Consider the following 24,549-nt stretch of genomic DNA (forward strand, 5'->3'; position numbering starts at 1 on the left):
GCAGCGTGTCACGCTGAGTGAATTGGCTGATTGTCAGTGTCATCGGGTTGCATGGGGGCATGGACAACCTGGAGCTCCGCGCTGAAGCCGACGCCATCCTCGCTGAGCTCGTCGGTGCCCCGGGGGCGCGGCTGCGGGAGGACCAGTGGCAGGCGGTGGCGGCCCTGGTGGAGGAGCGTCGGCGGGCGCTGGTGGTGCAGCGAACCGGCTGGGGCAAGTCGGCGGTGTACTTCGTCGCCACCGCTCTGCTGCGCCGTCGTGGTTCCGGTCCGACGGTGATCATCTCGCCGCTGCTGGCGCTGATGCGCAACCAGGTCGAGTCGGCGGCGCGGGCCGGTATCCGGGCGCGGACGATCAACTCGGCCAATCCGGAGGAGTGGGACAGCGTCTACGGGGAGGTCGAGCGCGGTGAGACCGACGTTCTCCTCGTCAGTCCCGAGCGTCTCAATTCTGTGGATTTTCGCGATCAGGTGCTGCCCAAGCTCGCGGCCACGACCGGTCTGCTGGTGGTCGACGAGGCGCACTGTATTTCTGACTGGGGGCATGACTTCCGGCCCGACTACCGTCGGTTGCGCACGATGCTGGTGGAGTTGCCCGCCGGGGTGCCGGTGCTGGCCACGACGGCGACTGCGAACGCACGGGTGACCGCGGATGTGGCGGAGCAATTGGGCACGGGGAGTGGGGACGCTCTGGTTCTGCGGGGGCCGCTGGACCGGGAGAGCCTGCGGTTGGGTGTGTTGGAGTTGCCGGGTGCGGCACATCGGCTGGCGTGGCTGGGGGAGCGGCTGGGGGATCTGCCGGGTTCGGGGATCATCTACACGCTGACGGTGGCGGCGGCGGAGGAGGTCGCGGCGTTCCTGCGGCAGCGCGGGTATCCGGTGGCTTCCTACACGGGGAAGACGGAGAACGCCGATCGGTTGCAGGCGGAGGAGGATCTGCTGGCGAACCGGGTCAAGGCGCTGGTGGCGACCTCGGCGCTGGGCATGGGCTTCGACAAACCGGACCTGGGGTTCGTGGTGCATCTGGGGTCGCCCTCGTCCCCGATCGCCTATTACCAGCAGGTGGGGCGTGCGGGGCGCGGTGTGGACCATGCGGATGTGCTGCTGCTTCCGGGCAAGGAGGACGAGGCGATCTGGGCGTACTTCGCTTCGGTGGGCTTCCCGCCCGAAGAACAGGTGCGGCGCACGCTGGCGGTACTGGAGCAGGCGGGGCGTCCGTTGTCGCTGCCGGCGCTGGAGCCGTTGGTGGATCTTCGGCGCTCGCGTCTGGAGACGATGCTGAAGGTCCTGGACGTGGACGGGGCGGTCCGGCGCGTGAAGGGGGGCTGGACCGCGACGGGACAGCCGTGGGCGTACGACGCGCAGCGGTATGCGTGGGTGGCCCGGCAGCGAGAAGCCGAGCAGCAGGCCATGCGGGACTACGTGGCGACCACGGGGTGCCGGATGGAGTTCTTGCAGCGGCAGCTCGATGACGAGAAGGCGGTCCCCTGCGGTCGCTGCGACTCCTGCGCAGGGCCGTGGCTCGATCCGGCCGTCTCTCCCGGGGCCCTCGCGGCGGCGACCGGTGAGCTGGATCGCCCGGGGGTCGAGGTCGAGCCCCGCAAGATGTGGCCGACCGGGCTCGCCGCGGTCGGAATGGACCTCAAGGGACGTATCCCCGTGGGCCAGCAGGCAGTCACAGGGCGAGCGCTGGGCAGGCTGTCGGACATCGGTTGGGGCAACCGCCTGCGCCCGCTCCTGTCGGACCAGGCCGCCGACGGGCCGGTTCCGGACGACGTGCTGGCCGCCGTCGTGACCGTGGTGGCCGACTGGGCCCGCTCGCCGGGCGGCTGGGCCAGCGGCTCCCCCGACGCGATGGCGCGGCCCGTGGGGATCGTCTCCATGCCCTCCCGCACCCGGCCGCAGCTGGTGGCCTCACTGGCCGGCGGGCTGGCCCGGGTCGGCCGGCTGCCGCTGCTGGGCAGTCTCGCCCATACCCCGCAGGCCGGCGAACACGCGGGGCACCGCAGCAACTCCGCCCAGCGGCTGCGGGCCCTGGCCGCCTCGTTCACCGTGCCCGACGAACTCGCGACCGCCCTGGCCGACACCCCGGGACCGGTCCTGCTCGTCGACGACTACACCGACTCGGGCTGGACCCTGGCCGTAGGTGCACGCCTCCTGCGCCAGACCGGAGCCGACCAGGTACTCCCGCTCACCCTGGCTCTGGCCGGGTGAGCGGGCCGCGCTGACCGCGGCACTCGCCACGCGAAGGCCGTCGGTTCGAATCCGGCAGAGGCGCTTGCCAGCCTGCTTTTCGACCAGTGGGCAGCAGGATCGGCCCTGTTCTCGTATGGCCACGGCGAACGGACATGTATTCGCTGAGTGATTACTCAGGGGTGGACATCGGGCACGTGTGCGCTTCGACGATGAACCGATCGCCCTCGCGGTGAAGGCCAGTCAGCCCTTGAGCGAAATGGGTGAAATTCCCCGAGATTACGCGCTTCGTCGTTCTGCCTTGCGGTAGCGGCAGACGTGGGTCCCGCAGCATGAAACGAGGTCACCAACGAAGAGGTGGAGAGATGATCAAAAAATTCGCTGTCGTTGCGGCTGCTGCCGGCGCTCTCGTTCTCGCGGACGCGAGCTGGGCCGTCGCCAGCTCGGGCGGCTACGGCGGCCATGACAGGCACAGCGGAAACCCCGGCATCGCATGTGTCGTCGGTAGAGACGCAGGTTTCTCGAACATCTGCGGCAACACGAACGTCTTCAACCCCAATATTCTGGGCAGCTTGCTCAACCTGCTCTCCCCGCCTCCCAACAATGGTGGTGGGGGCAACAACGGTGGTGGAGGCAACAACGGCGGCGGAGGCAACGACGGCGGGGGTGGAGGTAACAACGGCGGGGGTAGCAGCGGGGGCAACAGCTGACCACGCCCGACATGGGCATGTTCTCCTCCTTGATCACGCCGACCAGGCTGGGGACGCGCCGGGCGCAACACGGGTGCGGGCTGGGCCGGACAGACGCGGCTCAGCCCGCATCGTGCCAGTTGCCTGACTGGACCACCTGACCATCGTCCTGGAGCAGCTGCATTCACTCCTCGTCCGGATCGACGTCCTCGGGTGCATCGCTGTCACGCAGAGGACGCAGCCCCTGGCCGGGCCCGCCGGCCGCGAAGTCGAACCGGTAATGGCGCAGGATGTCCCTGTCCGGACACCTCCGGGTGAGGGCCGCTCCGCCGATTGGCTCGCGCTCCGGAACGGTGCGTCAGGCAGACTGGACATCTGATGCCGTACTTGAAGGAGTTGTGATGCAGGTAGCCGTGGTCACCTTCGACGGGTTCAACGAGCTCGACAGTTTCGTCGCTTCCGCGCTGATCAACCGCTGCCGCAAGGACGGCCTGGAAGCCTTCATTACGACGCCCACGCCGGTGGTCACGTCGATGAACGGTGTCGAGGTGACCGGGCAGCGCCCGATGGAGTTCGTGACCGAAGCCGATGTCGTGCTGATCGGTAGCGGGGTGAAGACGCGAGACGTGGTCGCCGACGACCGGCTGATCTCCAGGCTGCTGCTCGACCCGGCGCGACAGTTGATCGGTGCGCAGTGCTCCGGCGCGCTGGTGCTCGCCCGGCTCGGGTTGCTGGCCGGCATGCCGGCCAGCACGGACATGAAGAGCCGGCCCTTTGTCGAAGCCTGCGACGTCACCGTGCTGGACGCGCCGTTCCACGCCGAGGGAAACATCGCTACGGCGGGCGGTTGCCTGGCGTCCCAGTATCTCGCCACGTGGGTGATCACCCGAGTGCTCGGGGAGGACGCCGCGCGAGACGTCATCGACTACGTGGCTCCGGTGGGCGAAAACCAGGAGACAGTCGAGCGTGCCGTGCGTGCCGTCCAGGCGGGCGAGGTTGCACTGCGCTGATGACCCGCGATCAGCCTTTCCGGGGCCGCCCGCACCCCGACCCGATCTACCGTGATCCGTCCGAACGTCGATCACCTGCCCGGCGGCGCAATCCCGGAGCCGGTCCGGTCGCGGTGCTTCCGGACGCTCACCAGGGCGGAAGAACACACCCGGCCATCCCCGCGCCACGACATCCACCCAACCCGCAAGACGGACACAGCCAAACCCCGACAGCAGAAACCAACGCACCTACGCCCCGCCGCGCGGGTCAGAGATCACGCCGCTGCTGCTCCGCGTACATCCGTTCATAGATCTGCTCCACGACCGTGTGTTTCCTGGAGTTGTACTCCATTGCATGGCGGGCGCCGGGCGCGGCGGCTGCTTTCGCCTTCGCGTACAGGTCACGGTCGTCCGGGTGCGACCGCAGCCAGTCCCGGAACATCAGGTGCCGCGAGAGTTCGGGCGTACCGGGTCCGAACACATGAAGATTCACGCGTGGGTGCGCGAGTCGGAGCATGCGATGCTCGTGCCACCACGGCTCGCGCACCGTGAGGTCGTAGCCGAGTGCCGTGAGGGGCGGAACATACGTCTCCTCCCGGCGCGGGTCCGCGACGGTGAGGTCGATGTCGATGACGTCCTTGGCCGCGAGGCCCGGCACCGCGGTGGAACCGACATGGACGATTTCGAGAGCCCTGCTCCCCAGCGCCTCGCTGATCCGGGCTTCGAGGGCCGTATACCGGCCGGGCCATTCCTCGTCGTACGGAACCACCTCAAGGTGTTCGACCGTTGGGGCGCCATGCACCCAGGGGTTGCCTTCTTCCGTGTGTGCCGGTTGTTGGTCGTTGTTCGTCATCCGATCAACCCTACGTGAGGGCATCGTGGCGAAGCGCGAGGTGCGGTGCCAGGGGGTGGATCAGTTCGCACCGGGTGCCGGGACGGCGGTGTGCTGGTCGTGCAGTCGGCGTACCGCCTGCCGCCGCGCCTCGCTCTCGTAACGGCCGGGAGTGAGCGGATACTGGTCTCGGCGTCTCATCCCGGCACCGACTTCCTGCTGTCGAACTGCGGCGACGCCGAGGCGGTGACCTGGAAGTCGCGCCACGGCCTGGAGATCGAAGGGATCCTGTGCACCCCGCCCGGCGACGGTCCACACCCCTTGGTGGTCCATGTGCACGGCGGGCCGGTGTGGGCGTACAAGAAGGACGGCGGCACGGCGCCGTGGTGATGCGCGCGCACCCTCGCGTGTAGCCGCGCCGGGCATGGACGCCGGCGCGCAGGGCAGAAGGCTTCGATTCGCGGCACGACGCGTACACAGCGCCCGTCGGCCCGGTTGCTCTCCGGGCGTTCGACGACGGGAACCCGCACGAGAACCGGGCGTGCCACGACTGCCAGCCGTGGCAGCCGAGACCGGGGCTGTGGAGGCGGAGATCCTGGCCGGAGAACGGCACGCGGCGACGTGCCCGAAGTTTCAGCAACTCATCGAAGAATACGGTGAGTTGACGAATCAGCCGACGGCTCCCGGTCGTGAGGGAGTGCCCGGCTGGACGGTATCGCAGCACGGACCACGGGGTCACGGCCCGAGCACTGGGTTCGACCGCATCACGACGTTCCACGGCCGCCTCCTGATGGTGGAAGGCGATCCACTGGAGAATGCCACCGTACTCGCCCGACCGGACAAGCGCCTGAAGCTGGCAGTGAAGGCCGGCCGCATCATGAACCGGTCGACGCTCGATCTTGTTGGTGGTCCGTAAGGTTTCGCCTCCCCGGTCGGGGGCGTGCTGCCGCTGCGCAGCCTCACCGAGTGCGGCCCGCCGACCGGGCCGCACTCCACTTCACAGATGTGCCGTTGCCAGGCTTTCTGTGTGGGTCCTTCCGTAGTTTCTCGGGTTCTGCTGTGATCTCGCTTTCGCGGGCGCCGGTCCACTCCTGGAACGGGCGGGCGGCGCCTACGCGTCGGAGTCGGGTGAGACGACGTCCCAGGTTCCGAATCGGGTCAGGCCGGCCGATCCGGCCGCCGCCACCGAGGCGTGGTTGTCGAGCTGGCAGCGGTACTGCGGCTCGTGTTCCCGTGCGAGCGCGTGCCGGGAGATCGCGCGCACGAGGCGCCGGGCGTGGCCCTTGCCCCGGTACGGCGGGAGTGTCAGCACGCCGAGGTCGGCCAGCGGCGCGTCGCCCCACGGGTACATGCTCGCCACGCACACCAACTGCCCGTCTTCGAACGCCCCGTAGACCGCCCAGTGGTCCAGTTCGACGGATGCGTCGTCGAGATCCTGTTCCGATGCCGCTTCCTCGAACTGTCCGAACACGTCTGCGTCAGCCTTGGTGAGCGGGCGGACCGAGGGGTCGTCCGGTTCGCCGAGCAACGTCTCCCGGGCCTCGTCGGTGAAGTAGAAAAGGTTGTCGGCCCCGTGCAGCGAGATGCCGGACTTTTCCAGCCGCTGCCGGAAGCCCGCTTCGTCGACCGGCTGCCCGCTTTCCAGGCCCACTGCCTCGGCGACCGCCGGGGTGAGCAGAACGCGCGTCTTCCCATCGGTCGTCGTGAGGATGGTGAGTCGTTCGTCCTCGTCGAGCGCGGCGTCGACAGTGACGCTGAAGACGTCGTCCTCGTGGAGGAGCCGACTCGTCGGGGAGGGGGTCAGCCAGAAGTCGGTGATGGCGGAAGGGAACATGTCGGGTGCTTTCTGTTGGGAGGCCGGAAGCCGGACGGGCCGGGGCCGGGGGAGGTCAGAAGCGTTTGACGAGACTGACCGCGCGGTCGGTCACGGTGAAGCCGAGGCTCTGGTACAGACCGAGGGCGCCGGTGGGGCTTTCGGCGTCGACGTCGAGTACGGCGTGGTCGAGCCCCTCGGCCCGCAGCGCCCGCAGCACGTGGGTCAGCAGTGTGCGAGCCAGCCCCTGCCCCCGCGCCTCCCGCCGTACGCCGACGGCTGAGACGTAGCCGAACGGGCCGCCGCGCAGCGGCCACTCGTCCGGCGCCACGTCGACGAAGACGAACCCGACGACGCGTTCTCCACCGTGTGAGTCGGGGGCGACGGCGAGTACGGACAGGTCCGGGCGGAATGCTTCCAGGCGGTCACCGGCGGCCCATTCGGCGGCGGTGGTCGGCTGGCTGCCCCAGTGGTCGCGGAAGGCGTCGTTCATCGCGGACCTGGCACGCTCGTCCCACTCCGCGCTGTAGGGCACAAGCCGTACTCCTGGGACGGGCGGCTGCTCGGCGACCGGCGAGGCGAGGTCGCGTTCCAGTTCCAGCCACCACCGGGTGCGCTCGTAGCCGTGTGCTTCCAGGAGCCGGATGGCCGGGGTGGCGTGGTCCTGCGCGCTTGAGGCGAGCCACCCGGGCAGGGCGGCGTCGCTCGCCGCGAGATGCTGAAGTCCGCGGGCCTCCTGCCATGCCAGCAGCGCTGTGCCGATGCCTTCGCGGCGGCGGTCCGGAACCACCGTTCCGTCGAGCTCTACCCAGACGATCGTCTCCTGGCTCGCCGGGGCCGTGGCCGAGCCGTAGGCGACGGCCCGCCCGGCGGCGTCGACGGCGATCACCGCGTCGCGCTCGGGGTCGAAGACCTCGCTCCTGAACTCCTCTTCCAGCTCGTCCCTCGTCACCAGCGAGCGCGGATGGTCGATCTTTCCGGCGGCACGCGCCAGGTCGAGGATCAGGTCGATGTCGGCGGCGGTGGCAGGTCTCCAGGTGAGCCCGTCACCGGCCGTGGGCAGCGCGATCGACGACGGAGCGGTCACTCGATCGCGCAGTGCGCGGAGTTCGGGGCTGCGATGTGCGGTCCCACTCACGGGGGATCCTTTCTCGGCGCCGACAGCACCCATCGCGACTGCTGTGGCGGTGGGCTGAGGAGAGCGGGCGAGGGCGCTCGCGTCCCGTGGGGGATCGCCTCAGCCACAGCCAGTCTGTTCAGACTTCGCCCGCTGCTGAACCGATCGTATCGATTGAAAACTACGAAAAGAACTGATTAAAGCTGTGCCCTGTGTGGTGATCCCTCGTTGGGTTGGTCATGGGGGCGGGGGACTGCCTGGGTGCGCCGTTTCCTGTGAGCTGGTCAGTCACCGCAGGAGTGACGGGAATTGGGATCGTGCTGAACGCTGAACGCTGAGCGGTTTGCGGCCTTCGGCGTCCACGATCACGGTCGGGCAGCCGGAGCCCGTTGTGAGGCTCCGGCTCCCTCGGAACCGTGCATGCCGCTCGTCGCGGCACACGGCTCGAACGGGCCGCGGAGGGCCTCGGTCAGCGGACGGCGGCAAGAGCCGGCCTGCCGGCCACGAGGAACGTCATCACTGAGTGATGGCGAGTCCGAGTGAAGCGATGGCCATCGCGAGGTAGGCACCGGGAAAGGCAATGTTGTGAAACACGCGGGCACGGAAGTGGGCGGCCATGGCGCCGACGAAGAACAGAACGAGGCCGATTGCGGCGGCGGTGCCGATGACCCGGAACCCCAGGAGTCCGACGGCGAGCCCGACAGCCCCAGCAGCTTTCAGTGTGGCGAGCATCGGGAGCCAGGACCGCGGGAGATCCACTTCAGCTGAGTTGGCAAGGACGAACTCGGCCCTTGCGAAGTCTGCGACGGCGATCCCGGCATTGGCCGCGATCGTGATGAGGGTGACGACTATGTAGGCAACAGACACGACATGCACCGTTCAGGAGAGGACGCGGTAGGCACCGAGGACATCGAATGGCTGCGGTGTCGCACCCGTCCCCACAGCCCACTTGGCCACGGTCGTTTGCAGCTGACGCGCCGCTTCGAGGCCGGGGAGAGGGTTCTCGACCCCCTCGTCGAGGTCCAACAGGGCAATGAATTCGGCACTGTCGGTCCGACGCAGGTACGCATACCGGATGCCTTCCGGCCGCTGCGCCTCCAACGCCGCGAAGGCGGCCTCGATCGCCTCGACGACCTCCGCGACACCTTCGTCGGCCACCTGGTGGCGAATCATCAGGACAGGCATGGCATCTCCCTCGTTTTCTCGCTTGGTGAGCTGCTGTTCGTGTGCTGAATTCACTCTCGGCAAGCGCCGGGGTTGCGTCCAATACCTGCATCTATAACCTGATGGCATGGATGTCGACACCCGGTTGTTGCGCTACTTCGCCGCCGTGGCAGAGGAAGGGAGTCTCACCCGGGCCGCAGAACGGCTGTACGTGTCCCAACCAGCGCTGACCAGACAGATCAAGCAACTGGAGACCCAGCTCGGCGTGCTGTTGTTCACACGGTCCCGGGCCGGCATGGCCCTCACCGAACCGGGCCGGGCCCTGGTGGCGCGGGTGCCCGCGCTGCTGGCCGAATGGGACCGGGCGCTGCGGGAGACGAAGAGCACAGCCGGCCGAGCGGCCCGTGTGCTGCGGGTCGGATTCGTGGCCAGCGCCGCCAACGAATCCACCCAGCAGATCATCGCGATGTTCGCCCGCCGTCGGCCGGGCTGGAGGGTCGACATGCGGCAGGCCGCCTGGTCGAACCCGACCGCCGGACTCGCCGACGGAGATGTCGACGCCGCTCTGCTGCGGCTGCCCTTCCCGGGCCAGGACACTCTGCGAGTGGAGGTGCTGTTCACCGAGCCCCGCTGGGTCGCGCTTCCCACGGCCCACCCGTTCGCCGCGCGTGACCAGATCCCTTTCCGGGATCTGTGGGAGGAGCCGTTTGTGGCAGCCCCACCGGAAACAGGCTGGTGGCGGGAGTACTGGCTGGCCACCGACGAGCGCGAGGGCCATCCGGTCCGAATCGGCGCCGTCACCGACCAGCCCGACGACTGGCTCAGCGCGATCGCCAACGGCTACGGCATCGCTCTCACCCCCGAATCCTCCGCCCGTTTCTACGCCCGCCCCGGCATCACCTACCGGCCCGTCAGCGGAGTCAGCCCCAGCCGGGTCGGCATCGCCTGGGCGCCCGCCGACGACACCAACCCCGTCGTCCAAGACTTCGTCCGCTGCTGCCTGGACAGCGAACCACCCAGACCTGGCGGAACCGTCGCCTGATCCGATACCGCGCCCGGCCTACCGGGCAGGCCGTCCGGCCCACCGGGCAGGTCGCCCGGCTCGCGGACTTCCACCGGCTGGGTTCCTGCAACCAACGGCGCAGGCACTCGGCTCTTGAGCACGGTGTGGTCGTTCCCGATCGGAGCCTCGGAGCCTCGGAGCCTCGGAGCCTCGGAGCCTCGGAGCCTCGGAGCCCTGCCCGTCAGTTCCGAACGGCAGACGGCGGTGTCAACCGGAACCCCGGAGGACAACATGGGGAGCCGCATTCCGGGCTGCTACGATTTTCGGGTGTTCATTGTGATGTTCATCTGACGGTCCTGGGTCTCTCCCGCCCAGGTTCTGATCCGTTGAGGGTGCGGTCTTTCGTGCCCTCCGGACCTCGATCACCGTCAGACTTCGGCGGCTGCGCATAGGACACCGGCCGCACATCACATCGGAGCTTCTCCATGCTCGCAGTGCTTCTCCTGCCTGGCGCGCTTCGCGCCTTCCTCCCTGCCCTGATCGCGCGGTCCGGTCTCGCGATGGGCGGTCTTGCTCTCCTCCTCGCCGTCCAAGGCAGTACGGGTTCGTACACGCAAGCCGGTTTCGCAACAGGGGCGTTCGGAATCGCCAATGTCGTCGCCGCCCCCTGGCGCGCCCGGGCCGTCGACCGATTCGGTCAGCGCATCGCGCTCACCACCATGGCGTCAGGCCAAGCATCAGGGTTCATCGCTCTCGCGCTCATCGCGGAAGCCGAGGGTGTTGCGGTTGTCTGGTTTCTCATTCTCAGCGGGGTGGTCGGGCTGACGGCGCCACCCCTGGGGGCCGCGATGCGCATGATCTGGGCGTCGCTCACCACAGCCGGTGACCAGCGAACAAAGGCATTCAGTATCGACGCGGTGTGCGAAGAACTCCTCTTCGTCGGTGGTCCCGTCGTCATCACCGCGGTCATTGTGGCCAGTTCGCCCGGCATGGGGCTCTGGGTGACCGCGGCAGCGGTTTCCCTCGGCACTGCGGCGATGACGTCCAGCGCGTCGTCGGGAGCGCTTCGCGGCACAGGAGAGAATGCCGCGCGAGGTGATCGCCCGCTTCGCCAGCCGGGTTTCGCAAGGGTATTGATCGTCCTCCTGGGCGTGGGCGGTGTACTCGGCGTCGCGGAGATCGCAGCGCCGGCCGTCGCCGAGCAACGTGACGCCGTCGCAGCTTCGGGCTGGATCCTGGCGGCCTTCGCCGGCGGAAGCGCCCTGGGAGGATTCCTCTACGGGCAGCTGAACCTCAAGGCAGGAGTCGGCAAGAGGCTGTTCGCCCTGTGCGTCAGCATGGGGCTTGCCGCAGTGGTCGTGTCCCAGCTGGACACACTCGGTCTCTTCGCTGCGGGCCTCGCACTCGTCGGCCTCTTCCTCGCTCCCTCTCTCATCACCGGGTACCTCATCGCCGACACCATCGTTCCGGAAACCAGCCGGACGGAGGCGTCGACATGGATCAACACCTCCGTGAACCTCGGCGCATCGCTGGCGTCCGCGGCAGCTGGAATCGTCATCGACACTTCTGGTGCGTGGTTCGCCCTTCTGCTCGTGGGGGCGATCGCTCTCGTTCTTGCCTCAGCTGTGCCGTTCACACGACTGCGCACGATCGAGCCGCCTGCGGTCCACGTTCCCGATCGTTGCGAACACAGCTGATTCGGCACCCTTGCGTGCCGGAAGCGCGGCTCCTCACCACTCAAGGACTCTCGACCCACTTGTTCCGAGGGGCCGCGCGACCGCACATGGTCACAACAAAGTCGGGCGTTGCTGCGCAGTGTGGCTCACGGGGTCGTACCGCTCGGGCACATCCCGCCCAGCGGACCCGGTCCGAACTCCCCCACGACCCCGTTGAGTTCGCACGGTGCGGTCGTCCGACCGCTTCCAGCAGGTCTGAACGGGCTCTCTGCCGCCATCGTTCTCAGGCCGCCGACGGCTGCCTGAGTCCTGCAACATGGCGTGACCACGAACCTACTCGTCTCACGGCCCGCGCCGCTGGGGCGGATCCGACGGGCGGGCCCGGCCTCGGGCCGGGCCCGCCTACTTCCTACTGTGTTTCTGTCGCCTTGAGCTGGTACAGCTCGGGCACGGAGACCTTGATCGGCTCTTGCGTGGTCCGCGCGATCACGACGACCACGGGCTCGTTGGGGTCGGGATTCTCCTCGCGATGCGGGACGAACGGGGGGACGAGCAGGAAGTCGCCGGGATCCGCGGCGATCCGTACCTCCTGTTCGCCGTCGTGGAAGACGAACACGGGGTGGCCGCTGACCACGTAGATCCCCGCCTCCGACTCGCCGTGGTGGTGGTTGTCCGTTGCGCTCAACGGCGGGTTCTCCACCCGGCCCATCCAGAGGTTCTTCGAGCCGACTGTGCCGCCGCTGATCGCGGTGTAGCCGTCCAACTCGCCGGATCGCACATGGTGGACGCGGTTCCCCAGCGGCGCGTTGCCGTCGCTGCTCGTTGCCGTCCCGACGCCTTCGTGGGTGGTCATCGTGTGGCCTCCTGACTGTCTTCGGTGGGCTTCGGCCGGGCACCAGACTGCGACCGTCGTGCCTCGTACGGCAACCATCGTTGCCGTAATGGCAACTCGCACCCATCCGGGGCGGCGGTCTCCGCCCGCAGCAGGGCGCAACGGCGGTCGCTGGGGTGGCCGCCCCTCCGCGGCCTTCCGGCTCCGGAGGTCCTCGATCAGGCACTTGCGCACATCGCCGCGCAGGGCCTCAGCCCCCGGCGGGCCCTGACGGACGGCCGGTGTGTTCGGCGAGCCGCCGACCGTTTTTCCGCGTCCCGGACCAAGCAGGCCAGGGGCGCGGTCCCGCGTCCGCCACCGCAGACCGACCCGGCCGGGCCGACCTCCACCCGACCCACCAACGACTCCGACTCGGCCGCTCACACGCCTACTTCAACAGGCCCCGACGTCCCCCGTATGCCCCCAGCCCGAGGCGGGCGGCTTGCTCTTCGGCTGCTGCCCGCCGACGGGGATGCGGCGGCGCTCGGGCCGGCCCGCGTCACCCCGCGTGGCGGTGGTGGATCTGCGGATCTCCGTCCTTCTTGCGGCTGATCTCCACCAGCTTCGGATAGTCGACCGCGACCCCGTGCAGCAAGGTGTGCACAGCCTGCTCCACTTCGTCGTCGCTGGTGACGGCGTGGCCGAACAAGGCGCGGTAGTGGACCAGCGAGGCGAGCAGGTCGAGCAGCAGGTCCCGGTTGACGTCGTCGCGCAGGTCGCCGCGCGCGATGGCGGCGTCGAGGACCTGGCCGACGGCGATCCGCGGCGGGTCGAAGAGGGAGGCCATGAACGTCTCGCGGCACTGCGGGTCGGCGCCGCAGTCGGCGAGCAGTGAGGCGAGAGCATCCGGTGGCATGCGCTGGAATGCGGCGACGTACAGCTTGATCGCGTCACTCAGGTCGCAGATCGTGCAGTCGGAGGCGGGAGGCCTGAGCCGGCCCAGGCGGGCGGTCAGGGCGTCGAGCACCAAGCTGGGCAGGGTGCTCCAGCGCCGGTAGACGGCAGGCTTCGTCGTACCGGCGCGCCGTGCCACGGCCTCCACGGTGAGCCGGGTGTACCCGACCTCGTCGAGGAGATTGAGCACCGCGTCGAGGACCGCCTGGTCGATGGCCGCGTCGCGTGGGCGGCCGCCTGGGGCCCGGCCGCTGGGTGCATGTTTCGCTTCAGCCATTGCGCCAGCCTACGGCCCCGGGGATCAGTGGACGGGCAACCGGGAGGTGGCGACGGCGACCGGGGCTGCGGAGTTCGTCACCCGGGGCCGGGTGACGAGATATCCGTGTTCCCGCACGTCGGGGCGGAGACGAAGGAGTACGTGAACAGGCCGCCCCAGGACGAGCGCAACCAGGGCGAGGGGGCCGCGAAGGTGCTTCGCAAGGCGAGGGCTGAGGCTGCCGGCCGTTTGTTGTTGCCGCTGACGGTCGTCGACCCGAGCGACGGCAGGGATCCGAAATGACCATCTCACGCCCCCCGTCCAGGTGCTGCCGGAGTCCCGCCTGCGCGACAGCCGGCCGAAGCGGGCCCGGGGCGTCTCGACCCGGTCGACGACACCCACCACAGGTGGATGCACCGGCAGCTCACCGTGCGGGAGTCCCGCCGCAAGCTCGCCCGCATCATCTGCCACGGCAAGCGCGGGCACGCGGGCAGATGATGCGGGCGCACCGGACGGGACAGGAGAACCGGCGTGGCTCGGCCCGGTTCACAACACCGCCGTGTTGTGAACCACCCGCTGCCTGGACGCGTGGAAAACAAGTTGCTGGATGCGCGATGACGGGCCAGGGTGGTGCCGCCCAGCAGACCGTGAACGGAGACCACCATGCGCCGACTCCTCGACTTGACCCAGCCCACCCACCGGACGGTCACCTTCGAGGACTTCGGCACCCATGCACATCTCACGCACCCTGAACATCGGCATTCTCGCGCACGTCGACGCGGGTAAGACGAGTCTGACCGAACGCCTGCTCTACAACACCGGCGCCATCGCCCACCTCGGCAGCGTCGACGCGGGCAGCACACAGACCGACACCGGGGCCACCGAACGCGAGCGCGGGATCACCATTCGCGCGGCGGTTGCCGCTTTCACCGTCGGCGGTAGCCGGGTCAACCTGATCGACACCCCGGGCCACACGGACTTCGTGGCGGAGGTGGAGCGCGCTCTCGGTGTGCTCGACGGTGCCATCCTGGTGCTCTCCGCCGTGGAGGGTGTGCAGGCCCACACCCGCGTTCTGATGCGCGTCCTGCGGGCCATGGAACTGCCGACCCTGCTGTTCGTCAACAAGATCGACCGGTCCGGAGCCCGCTACGGGGAGCTGTTGGACGAGGTCCGCCGCTATCTGGCTCCGCGCGTCGTGGTTATGGCGGGAGTACGGGACCTCGGTACCCGCGACGCCCGGGTGCTGCCCGGCTCCTTGGCCGAGCCCGCCTTCCGCGACGCGCTGGGCGAGATTCTCGCCGACTGCGACGACACACTGCTGCGCCGTGTCGTGGACGGCCCACCGCCGACCCCGGCGCAGTTGTGGGCCGGGCTCGTCGATCAGACCGGACGGGGGCTGGTGCACCCGGTGTACTTCGGGTCGGCGCTCAGCGGGCAGGGGGTGGGGGACCTCATCGACGGGATCACCGGCCTGCTGCCGCCCTCGACGCCGACGAGTGCCGGCAGTGAACCCGCGGGGACCGTTTTCGCGGTGGAGCGCGGTCAGAGCGGGGCGAAGACGGCCTTGGTGCGGTTGTTCTCCGGTGAGGTGGCGGTGCGGCAACGAGTCGTCCTGCACCGTCCGGGCGTAGAGGGGCCGGCCGGCGAGACGGTGGGCCAGGTCACCTCCCTCCAGGTCGTCGGCGGACAGGGCGAAGAGGCCGCCGGCCCTCTGACGGCGGGGAACATCGGCCGGATCGGCGGCCTGCCCGGCGTACGGGTCGGTGACCGGATCGGCCTGCGCGGCGGGGACACGGACAGAGCCCAGCCGTGGTTCCGCCACGCTTCGCTGGAGGCCGTGGTGCGTCCCGCAGAGGACGACCCCGCCGCGGCGGCACGGCTGGCGGCGGCCATGGCCCAACTGACGGACCAGGACCCGCTGATCGGCGCTCGCGTCCAGTCCGACGGGGCGATCGCGGTACTGCTCCATGGCGAGATCCAGAAGGAGGTGCTCACGGAGACGCTGGAACGGGACTTCGGGGTGCGTGCGGTGTTCTCGCCCAGTCACATGGTGTGCCGTGAGCGGCCGTCGGGGGTCGGCGAGGCCTGCGAGGAGATCGGGCGGCGGGCCCCGAGTCCGGGCGGCTTCTGGGCGACGGTCGGTCTGCGCGTGGAGCCCGGCGGGCTGGGCGATGGAGTCGTCTTCGGTTACGAGACCGAACTCGGCGCTCTTCCGCGGGCCTTCCACTGCGCCATCGAGGAGACAGTGCACGCTTCGCTGCGCCGGGGGCCGCGCGGCACGGAGGTCACCGACTGCCGGGTCACACTCGTCCGATCCGGTTTCGTCGGGCCGCTCAGTACCGCCGGCGACTTCCGCGGCGCCACCGAGCATGTACTGCGCCGCGCCCTGGAACGGGCCGGTACCCGGCTTCACGAACCCTACGAGGCCTACGAGGTGGAGACGCCTCTCGGTGACCTGTCGCCCGTGACGGCCTGCCTCGGTGCCTGCGGGGCGACCGTCACCGAGACGGTGGGCGGCGCCGACACCTGGCTGCTACGGGGGACGCTCCCGGCACGCGCCGTGCCGGAGGTTGCGCGCCGGTTGCCGGGCCTGACCCGCGGTGAAGGCGTGTGGTGGTCCCGACCCTGCGGGGACCGTCCGGTGGACGGGACAGGGGCTGGACAGGGCCATCCCGGTAGTCCCCGCCCGGACGCCAGGGAGTAGAGGGGCTCACCGGTAGGTTCCGGGTCCACCGACGAGGGCGGCGAGGCCGCGTTCGGCGACGTGCGCAGCGACGGCGTCGACGCAGGGGCGACTGCGGGCGGTCAGGTGCGGTACATGGCGAACCTGCGGCAGGTCGCTGCCCCGGCTGGTGAACAGCCGGCCGATCGCTTCGGCACGCAGGAGATCATTCGCGGCCGCGGCGCCGCGGCGCCGAGGTGCATCGAACCTCGCCTTCATCCGGAGCGCAGATCGCTCGGGCGGAGCGATAGCGGTTCAGGAACCCCGTAGTCATGCCGGTGGGCGGTCGGGCCTCCGACGAAGGAAGAACCCCTGGTCACAAGGGCGCCTGCTCGGCGGAGGTTCGGAGGGCTCGCGGGACGCCGGACATTAATGTTACGTTCCGGCTCGTAATAAATCTCTCGGAGGGGTAGCTCGTGACCACCAGAAGCGAGGAGCCGACCGCGGCACCGTCACCAGCCGGATGGGGAGCGCTGCTCGGCCGCGAACACGGGGCCGTCGCGGCGACGCTCGCGGCCGGAGTCGCGCTGCACGCCGTGAATGTCTACCTGGCGACCACCATCCTGCCGTCGGTCATCGCCGACATCGGCGGATCGAACCTGTACGCCTGGGCCACCACGATCTTCGTGTTCGCGTCCGTGCTCGGGTCGACGGCCGCGTCCGCCGGCCTCGGAGCCCGCGGTCCACGCTCCAGCTACCGCCTCGCGGCACTGCTGCTCGCGGCCGGAACGGTGGTCTGCGCGCTCGCCCCGACGATGCCCGTCCTGCTGGCCGGGCGCCTCATCCAGGGCATGGGAGGCGGCCTGCTCTTCGCCCTCTCCTACGCCATGGTCCGCATCACGCTGCGCGAGGCACTGTGGCCGCGGGCCATGGCGCTCGTCTCCGCCATGTGGGGTGTCGCGACGCTCGTCGGTCCCGCCCTCGGCGGCGTCTGTGCCCAACTCGGTGTCTGGCGCGGCGCGTTCTGGGCGCTTCTGCCGTTCCTGCTCTTCTTCGCCTTCTGGGGTGCGGTGCGACTGCCCGAGGGGGCGGCGGGGGAGTCGGCCCCGCGCATTCCCTGGGCGAACGTGAGCCTGCTCGGCCTGGCCGTGCTGCTCATCTCCGCAGCCAGCATCTCGTCCCGGCTCGCCGTCAACGCCGCCGGTCTCCTGGCGGCCGCACTGCTCCTGGTCGCCTGGCTGCGACGCGAGCGGCGTACGAGGCTCCGGCTCGTCCCGGCCACCGCATTCGGCCCGGACGCGCGGCTGCGGCTCGTCTACGTCACCATGGCGCTGCTGGTGCTCGCCAGTACCGTCGAGGTCTACGTGCCCTACTTCGCGCAGCGGCTTCAAGGGCTCGGACCGCTGGCGGCCGGGTATCTGGGCGCCGTCCTGGCGGCGGGCTGGACGCTCGGCTCGATCGCGTGCAGCGGGATGCAGCACCGCAGAGGGCTGATCATCGGCGCCGGTCCAGTCTTCTCACTGATCGGGCTCGTCGGGCTCTTCTTTGCCGGACCGGTGCACTCGGGCGGGATTGCGACCGTCGTGGCAGTGGGCGCCGGGCTGCTCCTGCTGGGCTGGGGCATCGGCATGGCGTGGCCCCATCTGCTCACCCGGGTCCTGCAGTTGACGCCGGAGGAGGACCAGGACCTTGCCGGTTCCTCGGTCACGACGATCCAGCTCACCGCGACCGCCATCGGATCGGCGCTCGTCGGGATGGTCGCCAACGTGATCGGATTCTCCGACGGCGCCGACGTCACCGACCTGCAGAGCACGGCACGCTGGATGTTCGGTCTGTTCGTGCTCGCACCGCTGGCAGCTGTGGCGACGGCGTGGCGCGCCCGCCGTTGAGGCAAGCCTCCGGGAGCCGTCCCACCGGCGGGGCAACGAAACGGAGCGGGCGGTCAGCCGACTCGAAGCGGGCGGTCAACCGCCTCGAGAACAAGGACTTCAGCCGGGCACAAGATGTACGTTCCCGAGGCCGCTGCCGCCCTCTTCGTACGCGAGGGGGCGTGCCTGGAGCCGGTGGTCTACGGCGGAGAGAAGGAACACGGCCTGCGCGCCGGCACTGAGAACGCCGCCCTGGCCATCGCCCCGGGCCATCGCTCTGGGCGCCGCCGCTCAACTCGCCGCCGAGGAACGCGCTGACGGACAGGCCGAACGGATCGCGCAACTGCGCGACCTCCTCAACCGGCGCCCGGAGGCCGCGCTGCCCGGCCGTGTCCAGCTCAACGGCCCCGCCAAGAAGCGCCTGCCGAACACGTTGAACATCAGCATCGACACATCGGCATCGATGGCGTCCTGGGACACGAACTTCTCACCACCACCCACCACGGCCTCGACCTCGCCGACCTCGCCGAGCACGGCGATCGTGCCGAGCGCGGCGTCGCCGACAGCGTGATCCGTCTGTCCGTCTGCCCGTCTGTCTGTCGGCCTCGAAGACGCCGACGACCTCATCGGAGACCTCGCCCAGGCCCTCGACGCCCGACCCCGCTCGGTCCTGTCCCGCCCCTGCCGGCGGGCGGGACAGGACCGGGGAACACACTGCTTTTCGACCGAAAGAGCACACCGTGACGAGCACCGCCTCAACCGCGAACACCGGCATGTCCCCCCAGCCCGAAGCCCAGCGCCGCATCCTCGCCGTCCTGGCCACGTCCCAGGCCTTCAGCGGGGCCGGGCTCGCGGCCGGCGTCACCATCGGCGCGCTGCTCGCGCAGGACATGCTCGGCTCCACCGACCTCGCGGGCCTGCCCAGCGCCCTGTTCACCGCAGGCTCCGCCCTCGCCGCCGTCGCCGTCGGCCGCGTATCCCAGTCCCGAGGCCGCCGCCCCGGCCTGGCCGCCGGATACCTCACCGGCGCCATAGGCAGTGCCGGAGTCATCGCCGCCGCCGTCGCCGACAACCCCGTCCTGCTGTTCGTCGCCCTGTTCGTCTACGGTGCGGGCACCGCCACCAACCTCCAGGCCCGCTACGCCGGAGCCGACCTCGCCGCACCCGCCCACCGCGCCCGCGCCGTGTCCACCGTCCTGGTCGCCACCACCCTCGGCGGCGTCGTCGGCCCCAACCTCGCCGCCCCCACCGGCGACCTCGCCGACACACTCGGCATCCCCACGCTCGCCGGTCCCTTCCTCCTCGCCGGAGCCGCCTACGCGCTGGCCGCCCTCGTCCTGGTCATCTGGTTGCGCCCCGACCCCCTGCTGCTCGCCCGCAGCCTCGACCTGCAGCAGCAGGCGACAGCCGCCGCGGCGAAGACAGCGGACGACACCGAGCCCACCCCGGCACACAAGCGCGGTCCCGGGCTGATGCTGGGTGCGCTGACCACGATCCTCACCCAGCTCGTCATGGTCGCCATCATGACGATGACCCCCGTCCACATGCACGACCACGGCCACAGCACTGCCGCCTCCGGCCTCGTCATCGCCATCCACATCGGTGCCATGTACCTGCCGTCGCCCCTGACCGGCTGGCTGGTCGACCGCTACGGCCGCATCGCCATCGCCGCCGCCTCCGGGATCACCCTTCTGGCCTCCGGGATCACCGCCGCCGCAGCGCCCGCCGACTCCGTCGCCGTGCTCGCTCTTGCGCTCGCCCTGCTCGGTCTGGGCTGGAACTTCGGCCTGATCTCCGGCACCGCCATGATCACCGACGCCGTGCCGCTCGCCACCCGGGCCAAGACGCAGGGCATGGTCGACGTCGCCATCGCCATCGCCGGTGCCACCGGCGGCCTCGCCTCCGGCATCGTCGTCTCCGCCACCAGCTACCCCGTCCTCGCCCTCACCGGCGGCATCCTCTCCCTCGCCATCCTCCCCGCCATCGCTGCCACCGCGAGCAGCCGATGAACCAGCCCGCCCCGCCCTCCGAAGCCGACCTCACCGTGGACGGCACCGGCCCGCTGGGCGTTACCCTCCGCTGCGCCTGCGCAAGCAGATCGGGGGCGCCCCGCCGGGCGCCCCCGTCCATGTCATCGCCACCGCTCCGGCCGTCCCGCTCGACCTGCCCGCCCGGTGCCACACGGCCGGGGCGGGGCGGCATCCGGGGAGTCCGTTGCTCGCCTCGTCAACGCTGCCGACGCGACTTCCGTCTCGTCGGTCTCGAACACACCCTCGCCGCGGCCTCTCTCGGACTGCAGCCGTGATCTGCATCGAGACCGCCACAGTCCGGCATCCGCGCTCCCGAAGGACGGCTTCGTTGCGCAGACCCTGTGCCGCTCGCGCGGGGCCCCGGGGCGGGCGACGCCGGACCGCACCCGAGCGAGTCGTGCGTCCCTTGCCGCCGTCCGAGGCCGAGGTTTCGCGGGTACGAGAACTACCAGGAGCAGCAGCGCCTGGCCTCACGCGTACCGGCCGAGGTGGTACACACTGCCTTCACCGAGCGCGAAGTCCGGTCGGTCCAGGCTCAGTTCCCCCCTGCCAGGTCGATCGCCACCGCCTCGATCAGGCACCGATCAGGCACCGGTCAGCGTGAGCGGGAAGGCCGCAGCGGCCCGTTTGCCGCGCCGAACCACAGCCCTCGGCGTCGGCCGAACCACAGCAGCAGCAGGGGCGCAGCCGGCGGAAGGCGATCGGGCCGATCCATGTTGGCGCCACCCTGCTTCTTCCGCAGGCGCCCTCAACCGAGCAAGCCGACGGCCGCGTTGACGAGTTCCGCGTCGGCGGCCTCGGTGCGGTGGGCCGCGATGCCGGAACGGAAGAGCGCCGCTCCTTCGATCAGTACGGTGAAGACGTTCGCCCGTGCCTGGCAAACAGTGTCGGAGAGAGTGGGGTTGCGGGCGCGGAGGAACCTGGCCACGTGGTCCTGGTAATCGACGTAGAAGGTGCGCAGGACCTCCGCGACGGCTTCCTCACGTCCTGCCAGTGCCCACAACTCGGCGTAGACCCGCACCAGTTGCTTGTCATCGTGCTCGGCCAGAAGCTGACGGACCAGTCGCTCCGCGTCCGGCGGAGTGTGCGTGGCCGCGTCGGCGAACAACGGGGCCAGCCTGTCGAGGGAACGATCCAGGGTGCGGCGCAGGACGGCGGCGATCAACTCTGTGCGGGAGGGGAAGTAGTACTGCACGTGCCCCAGGCGCGTATGTGCTGTGACCGCCACTGCCCGCATGGTCAGTTCGCCGTACCCGGACTCGAAGAGGATCTTCTCGGCGGCGTTCAGGATCAGAGCGCGCCGCTGGGCGCCCTTCGTCGTGGTGGCGGTGCGCTTCTCCTGTTCCGGGGACGGGTCGTTCATGCCGCCCTGCCCTCGCCGGGTTCGTCCCGCACGGCCCTGCGTACAACCAGGTCGACGCCCTGCGCGGCGAGGTCCGACGGCACGCTTTGCGGGCTCGGGAGTTGTTCGGGGAAGACCACGCCGCTCGGTGCGGGGGCGCCGTCTTCGCCGCGTACCCGGCGCAGGCCCATCAGGGCGCCCAGGGCTGTCAGATGGGCCTGCCCAGCCGGATCGGTCACGGTCGCGGAGAGGGTGTCGCCCCCGTGGGTGACGTCGACACGGAGCTGAGCCGTGCCGCCCTCGCCGGGGGCGTACAGCAATCCGCGGCGGGCACCGGTGAACCGCTCGCCACGGCCCCAGCGGAAGAACCCGAGCCGCTTGGCGGCCAGCAGGGCCGCCGTGGACGCGGGTGAGCTGAAGCCGATCCGGGTGGTTGCAGTCTTGGCCGCGAGGGTGAGGGGGAGGGTGAACTGCTCGGGTGTGTCGATCCTGGCGACCCGGGTGAGGGCCTCCCCGATACGTACCTGGCCGACGTCGCTCAGCGGCATGACCGTGCGCCGCTGCCCGTCCTGCGTCACCTCGTAGTCCAGTCCGAGGCGGTCCATGAATTCCACCGAGTCCGCGCCCGCCCGGTCGCCGAGGTCCCAGCGGATCGCCACGTCGACCGTGTCCATGCCGCCGAGCCGGTCGCGGAGACAGGCGGCGACGAGGCTGGTCACACCCCCCATCCACGCGGAGGACAGCAGTACCGGTGCGGTCGGGCCTGCCAGCGCCGCGACGGTGGCCGCGCGCTGCAACCGCGCGGTCCAGCGGGTGATGTCCACGAACGGCACCCCGCCGCTGATCGCGGCGCGCAGCACCCGGTCGTCCGGATCGTTGACCACCGTGACAATCGCGCTGGCCCCAGCCCGGAACGGTGCCGGGTCCGCCAGATCCCAGGTGCGCAGTTCCGCGCCCGTCTCATCTGCCAGCCGCTGTCCGCGCTGCACGTTCCGCCCCGTCAGTACCAACGGCCACGAGGGGGCCGCCATCCGTGCGAGCTCCGCGCCCACCGTGCCGTATCCGCCGACCAGGAGCACCGGTCCGTCGGCGTCAAAGATGAGTTCGTCATTCATGACACTCAATATAGGTCAGGTGACCAAAAAATGTTGCGAGGGCGGTGTGATGTTGACCGCGGCCGATCGACCGTGGTCGGTAACGCGCACCTCCTCAGACGTGGCGGCAGGAGCGGGCTGTGCGGACAGCGGCGGCCACGAGAGGGGAGGCGTTGGGCGGCCGGGGGTCCCCGTGCAGCTGTCCGCACAACATTCCAGGGGCGCGCGGGCCGGTCCCCGTGTTGCTGCGGAGAGGCAGCGGCACCTCGGGGCGGGATTCAGGCGCGGCGGCCGGTCCGCCCATGAGCGGGTGGCAGCCGAACGGCCGTTGCCAGGTTCGAGGTGGCGTCCTGCCTGTCCATGTGCGCGATCACCAGCACCCCGTAGAGGATCACCAGCACCTCGTCGAGATCGACGACCGCCCGTCCGCCGCTGTCGGGGCGGCAGTGCCGACCAGGGCCCAGCCGTGTTCGCGGACGCGGGCGCGGGCCCGGCGGATCACGGGTCGGCGCGTGCTTCCCGCTGCTCACGGGCGTGTTGACCGGGGGAGAGGCGGTCGGGCCGCAGGTCACCGGCCCGAACACACCCGGTTCGGCGCTCAGCGGGGCGACATCGGCCAGGCAGTCCCCGCCCCACGCGACCGCGCATTGCCACATCGAGCAGGATCTCGCCCGGATCGTGCACGGCCCCCCCGCTCCCATCATGGCGCCGACGACGCCGCTGATATCGCGCTGTCCAGCCAGGACTTGTGGACCGTCTCCACCGGCAGCACGGCCTCGGCCTGAGAATCCACTCCGCGGCCACACCCTTGACACGGACACAGGGGTACGGCTCGGCTCCGCGCACGCGGTGGCCGCCCGCCGGCGTTCGACAAGACCGCCTACCGCGAGCGCGACGCCGTCGAATGCGGCATCCAATCGCCTCAAGAGGCACCGGGCGGTGACCACCCGGTATGACGAGCTCGCCGCCCGCTACGAAGCGACCGTTCTCGTCGCGGCCATCAACGAGTGGCCGTGACCAGCTGTCATGCGAAACCGGCCAGGACGGCGCGTGAGCGTCAGGAATCCATGTCGGCTCGGTCGGACTCACTGCGCAGAACGCAGAATTCGTTACCTTCAGGATCAGCGAGGATTGCCCAGCCCGAACCATCAGGATTCCGGTGATCGGCGACAAAGGTGGCACCGAGACCCAGCAGCCGGTCCACCTCCTGATCGCGCGAGGTCTCAGGGCGCAAACACAGATGGATCCGATTCTTGATCGTCTTACCCTCGGGCACCTGGTTGAAGTGCAGCACCGGGCCCTCCGCCAGCAGCACCTGAGTCTCCCGGGCGCTCGGTCCGTCATCCGAATGCAGCGGACGGCCAGTCACACTGCTCCAGAACCGAGCAAGCTCGTAGGCGTCCGCACAGTCAATCGCCACGTTCTGCAATACCGAGACCATGCGCGCGAGCCTTCCTGATCTCCACGCCGAACGCCACCGGGTTGCACTCATTCTTCGCGCACACAGCTCAGGCTCCTGGCAGCACTTCAGATACACGGCCTAGGTGTATTGATCACGACCGTCAACAACGCTCGTGATCAGTGCATCCAGGACCTGTCCGACGGGTCACGCGTCCAGTTCAACGGCATCGGGCGCGAGGGCCGTGAGATTCCGATGATTCCGGCCCGGCCGCCGCGGCCTGGTTGCGCATCAACGCCGGCAGCGGCGAGACGATCAAGGTCGGTCCGCCGTCCCGCCCGGAGCATCCATGTCGTGACGAAGTGCACGGCGGACGTGCCCCAGTTGTTTCGCTGGACGAATCAGGGCCCCGGGCCTCGCGTTTGACGGCGACGCGCGCCTTGATGCCCCGCCACCGGTCCTCCCGCGGCCGTGCGGCACCCGAGGTGTCCTCCGACGAGTCGGGCACGTACAGAATCGGCCGAAACCCTGAGCGCTGTGCGGTCTGCGTTGGTCATGTCCCCATGCAACCTGATGGCTACGACAAAGCGCGAACGGCACCGCAAGCCTGTGGACAAAGTTATCCACAGGGGTCGCGGAATATGGCCTCCCGCGGGAC

General features: G+C 69.7%; 24 protein-coding genes and 1 pseudogene. 11 read left to right on the forward strand and 14 right to left on the reverse strand.

The features are described 5' to 3' along the window. The first annotated feature begins 59 nt into the window (after positions 1-59). From ACIOMQ_RS29440 to ACIOMQ_RS29450, 3 genes are all read left to right on the forward strand, one after another. Positions 60-2,213 (forward strand): DEAD/DEAH box helicase, encoded by a 2,154-nt coding sequence (locus ACIOMQ_RS29440; RefSeq protein ID WP_401263519.1) that lies wholly within the window; start codon positions 60-62, stop codon positions 2,211-2,213. 344 nt (positions 2,214-2,557) lie between these two features. Further along, entirely contained in the window at positions 2,558-2,902 is a 345-nt protein-coding gene (locus ACIOMQ_RS29445; protein WP_362203475.1) for a hypothetical protein, read from the forward strand. Between the two features lie 380 nt (positions 2,903-3,282). Further along, positions 3,283-3,891 (forward strand): DJ-1/PfpI family protein, encoded by a 609-nt coding sequence (locus tag ACIOMQ_RS29450; RefSeq protein ID WP_401936008.1) that lies wholly within the window; start codon positions 3,283-3,285, stop codon positions 3,889-3,891. Positions 3,892-4,138: 247 nt separating this feature from the next. Here the strand turns inward: ACIOMQ_RS29450 and ACIOMQ_RS29455 are convergent, their stop codons facing one another. Next, positions 4,139-4,723, reverse strand: coding sequence for a GrpB family protein (locus ACIOMQ_RS29455; protein ID WP_401263520.1), 585 nt, complete (start codon positions 4,721-4,723; stop codon positions 4,139-4,141). A 90-nt stretch (positions 4,724-4,813) separates the two neighbouring features. Between ACIOMQ_RS29455 and ACIOMQ_RS29460 the strand changes: the two genes are divergently transcribed. Both ACIOMQ_RS29460 and ACIOMQ_RS29465 read left to right on the forward strand, forming a co-directional pair. Then, a complete protein-coding gene (locus tag ACIOMQ_RS29460; protein WP_401988487.1) occupies positions 4,814-5,092 on the forward strand; it encodes an alpha/beta hydrolase family protein in 279 nt (92 codons plus the stop codon). Positions 5,093-5,261: 169 nt separating this feature from the next. Continuing rightward, positions 5,262-5,618, forward strand: coding sequence for a hypothetical protein (locus tag ACIOMQ_RS29465; RefSeq protein ID WP_362203484.1), 357 nt, complete (start codon positions 5,262-5,264; stop codon positions 5,616-5,618). A gap of 195 nt (positions 5,619-5,813) precedes the next feature. Here the strand turns inward: ACIOMQ_RS29465 and ACIOMQ_RS29470 are convergent, their stop codons facing one another. The 4 genes from ACIOMQ_RS29470 to ACIOMQ_RS29485 form a co-directional block, all read right to left on the reverse strand. Next, positions 5,814-6,536 carry a GNAT family N-acetyltransferase gene (locus tag ACIOMQ_RS29470; protein ID WP_401936013.1) on the reverse strand — a complete coding sequence of 241 codons (723 nt, stop codon included), beginning with the start codon at positions 6,534-6,536 and terminating at the stop codon, positions 5,814-5,816. A 55-nt stretch (positions 6,537-6,591) separates the two neighbouring features. Continuing rightward, a complete protein-coding gene (locus ACIOMQ_RS29475) occupies positions 6,592-7,653 on the reverse strand; it encodes a GNAT family N-acetyltransferase (RefSeq protein ID WP_401936016.1) in 1,062 nt (353 codons plus the stop codon). A gap of 495 nt (positions 7,654-8,148) precedes the next feature. Continuing rightward, positions 8,149-8,499: a DoxX family protein gene (locus ACIOMQ_RS29480; protein ID WP_362203493.1), complete on the reverse strand. Its 351-nt coding sequence runs from the start codon at positions 8,497-8,499 to the stop codon at positions 8,149-8,151. 12 nt (positions 8,500-8,511) lie between these two features. Beyond that, the gene (locus ACIOMQ_RS29485) at positions 8,512-8,817 is read right to left on the reverse strand and encodes a hypothetical protein (RefSeq protein WP_402191077.1); all 306 of its coding nucleotides are present in this window, start codon (positions 8,815-8,817) and stop codon (positions 8,512-8,514) included. A 106-nt stretch (positions 8,818-8,923) separates the two neighbouring features. Between ACIOMQ_RS29485 and ACIOMQ_RS29490 the strand changes: the two genes are divergently transcribed. Together ACIOMQ_RS29490 and ACIOMQ_RS29495 are read left to right on the forward strand one after the other, a co-directional pair. Beyond that, positions 8,924-9,838: a LysR family transcriptional regulator gene (locus tag ACIOMQ_RS29490; protein ID WP_362203499.1), complete on the forward strand. Its 915-nt coding sequence runs from the start codon at positions 8,924-8,926 to the stop codon at positions 9,836-9,838. 446 nt (positions 9,839-10,284) lie between these two features. After that, positions 10,285-11,496, forward strand: coding sequence for an MFS transporter (locus tag ACIOMQ_RS29495; protein WP_362203502.1), 1,212 nt, complete (start codon positions 10,285-10,287; stop codon positions 11,494-11,496). A gap of 388 nt (positions 11,497-11,884) precedes the next feature. Here ACIOMQ_RS29495 and ACIOMQ_RS29500 read toward each other — a convergent pair whose 3' ends face one another. After that, positions 11,885-12,328, reverse strand: coding sequence for a cupin domain-containing protein (locus tag ACIOMQ_RS29500; RefSeq protein ID WP_362203505.1), 444 nt, complete (start codon positions 12,326-12,328; stop codon positions 11,885-11,887). Positions 12,329-12,845: 517 nt separating this feature from the next. Beyond that, positions 12,846-13,517, reverse strand: coding sequence for a TetR/AcrR family transcriptional regulator (locus tag ACIOMQ_RS29505; protein ID WP_401757700.1), 672 nt, complete (start codon positions 13,515-13,517; stop codon positions 12,846-12,848). A 105-nt stretch (positions 13,518-13,622) separates the two neighbouring features. Here ACIOMQ_RS29505 and ACIOMQ_RS29510 point away from each other — a divergent pair, with 105 nt between their 5' ends. Next, a complete protein-coding gene (locus ACIOMQ_RS29510) occupies positions 13,623-13,799 on the forward strand; it encodes a hypothetical protein (protein WP_402191079.1) in 177 nt (58 codons plus the stop codon). A 427-nt stretch (positions 13,800-14,226) separates the two neighbouring features. Next, a complete protein-coding gene (locus tag ACIOMQ_RS29515; protein WP_402191081.1) occupies positions 14,227-16,200 on the forward strand; it encodes a GTP-binding protein in 1,974 nt (657 codons plus the stop codon). Between the two features lie 6 nt (positions 16,201-16,206). Here ACIOMQ_RS29515 and ACIOMQ_RS29520 read toward each other — a convergent pair whose 3' ends face one another. After that, positions 16,207-16,437 (reverse strand): hypothetical protein, encoded by a 231-nt coding sequence (locus ACIOMQ_RS29520; protein WP_362203518.1) that lies wholly within the window; start codon positions 16,435-16,437, stop codon positions 16,207-16,209. 197 nt (positions 16,438-16,634) lie between these two features. Between ACIOMQ_RS29520 and ACIOMQ_RS29525 the strand changes: the two genes are divergently transcribed. Then, positions 16,635-18,047 carry an MFS transporter gene (locus tag ACIOMQ_RS29525; RefSeq protein WP_402191084.1) on the forward strand — a complete coding sequence of 471 codons (1,413 nt, stop codon included), beginning with the start codon at positions 16,635-16,637 and terminating at the stop codon, positions 18,045-18,047. Between the two features lie 270 nt (positions 18,048-18,317). Here ACIOMQ_RS29525 and ACIOMQ_RS29530 read toward each other — a convergent pair whose 3' ends face one another. After that, on the reverse strand, positions 18,318-18,560 hold the full coding sequence (locus ACIOMQ_RS29530; protein ID WP_402191086.1) for a hypothetical protein: 243 nt from the start codon (positions 18,558-18,560) through the stop codon (positions 18,318-18,320). A gap of 206 nt (positions 18,561-18,766) precedes the next feature. Between ACIOMQ_RS29530 and ACIOMQ_RS29535 the strand changes: the two genes are divergently transcribed. Next, on the forward strand, positions 18,767-20,035 hold the full coding sequence (locus ACIOMQ_RS29535; protein WP_402191089.1) for an MFS transporter: 1,269 nt from the start codon (positions 18,767-18,769) through the stop codon (positions 20,033-20,035). A 769-nt stretch (positions 20,036-20,804) separates the two neighbouring features. Here the strand turns inward: ACIOMQ_RS29535 and ACIOMQ_RS29540 are convergent. From ACIOMQ_RS29540 to ACIOMQ_RS29560, 5 genes and pseudogenes are all read right to left on the reverse strand, one after another. Then, positions 20,805-21,419: a TetR/AcrR family transcriptional regulator gene (locus ACIOMQ_RS29540; protein ID WP_401263531.1), complete on the reverse strand. Its 615-nt coding sequence runs from the start codon at positions 21,417-21,419 to the stop codon at positions 20,805-20,807. Beyond that, a complete protein-coding gene (locus ACIOMQ_RS29545) occupies positions 21,416-22,513 on the reverse strand; it encodes a saccharopine dehydrogenase (protein ID WP_401757709.1) in 1,098 nt (365 codons plus the stop codon). Before ACIOMQ_RS29545 ends, ACIOMQ_RS29540 begins: the two co-directional genes overlap by 4 nt. Before the next feature lie 257 nt (positions 22,514-22,770). Continuing rightward, on the reverse strand, positions 22,771-23,148 hold the full coding sequence (locus tag ACIOMQ_RS29550) for a hypothetical protein (protein ID WP_401988500.1): 378 nt from the start codon (positions 23,146-23,148) through the stop codon (positions 22,771-22,773). Positions 23,149-23,549: 401 nt separating this feature from the next. Next, positions 23,550-23,933: a VOC family protein gene (locus tag ACIOMQ_RS29555; RefSeq protein WP_401263766.1), complete on the reverse strand. Its 384-nt coding sequence runs from the start codon at positions 23,931-23,933 to the stop codon at positions 23,550-23,552. A gap of 226 nt (positions 23,934-24,159) precedes the next feature. Further along, positions 24,160-24,448: pseudogene (locus ACIOMQ_RS29560) on the reverse strand (recombinase RecQ); the annotation flags it as partial. Positions 24,449-24,549: the final 101 nt, after the last annotated feature.

The organism is Streptomyces sp. NPDC087845, assembly GCF_044742755.1.
Taxonomy (GTDB): Bacteria; Actinomycetota; Actinomycetes; order Streptomycetales; family Streptomycetaceae; genus Streptomyces.

Coding starts and splice junctions, on each gene's coding strand:
- ACIOMQ_RS29440 (WP_401263519.1), top strand. CDS start 60: ATGGACAACCTGGAGCTCCGCGCTGAAGCCGACGCCATCCTCGCTGAG.
- ACIOMQ_RS29515 (WP_402191081.1), top strand. CDS start 14,227: ATGCACATCTCACGCACCCTGAACATCGGCATTCTCGCGCACGTCGAC.
- ACIOMQ_RS29470 (WP_401936013.1), bottom strand. CDS start 6,536: ATGTTCCCTTCCGCCATCACCGACTTCTGGCTGACCCCCTCCCCGACG.
- ACIOMQ_RS29450 (WP_401936008.1), top strand. CDS start 3,283: ATGCAGGTAGCCGTGGTCACCTTCGACGGGTTCAACGAGCTCGACAGT.
- ACIOMQ_RS29490 (WP_362203499.1), top strand. CDS start 8,924: ATGGATGTCGACACCCGGTTGTTGCGCTACTTCGCCGCCGTGGCAGAG.
- ACIOMQ_RS29550 (WP_401988500.1), bottom strand. CDS start 23,148: ATGTGGCAATGCGCGGTCGCGTGGGGCGGGGACTGCCTGGCCGATGTC.
- ACIOMQ_RS29555 (WP_401263766.1), bottom strand. CDS start 23,933: ATGGTCTCGGTATTGCAGAACGTGGCGATTGACTGTGCGGACGCCTAC.
- ACIOMQ_RS29445 (WP_362203475.1), top strand. CDS start 2,558: ATGATCAAAAAATTCGCTGTCGTTGCGGCTGCTGCCGGCGCTCTCGTT.
- ACIOMQ_RS29505 (WP_401757700.1), bottom strand. CDS start 13,517: ATGGCTGAAGCGAAACATGCACCCAGCGGCCGGGCCCCAGGCGGCCGC.
- ACIOMQ_RS29495 (WP_362203502.1), top strand. CDS start 10,285: ATGCTCGCAGTGCTTCTCCTGCCTGGCGCGCTTCGCGCCTTCCTCCCT.
- ACIOMQ_RS29500 (WP_362203505.1), bottom strand. CDS start 12,328: ATGACCACCCACGAAGGCGTCGGGACGGCAACGAGCAGCGACGGCAAC.
- ACIOMQ_RS29455 (WP_401263520.1), bottom strand. CDS start 4,723: ATGACGAACAACGACCAACAACCGGCACACACGGAAGAAGGCAACCCC.
- ACIOMQ_RS29545 (WP_401757709.1), bottom strand. CDS start 22,513: ATGAATGACGAACTCATCTTTGACGCCGACGGACCGGTGCTCCTGGTC.
- ACIOMQ_RS29540 (WP_401263531.1), bottom strand. CDS start 21,419: ATGAACGACCCGTCCCCGGAACAGGAGAAGCGCACCGCCACCACGACG.
- ACIOMQ_RS29485 (WP_402191077.1), bottom strand. CDS start 8,817: ATGCCTGTCCTGATGATTCGCCACCAGGTGGCCGACGAAGGTGTCGCG.
- ACIOMQ_RS29520 (WP_362203518.1), bottom strand. CDS start 16,437: ATGAAGGCGAGGTTCGATGCACCTCGGCGCCGCGGCGCCGCGGCCGCG.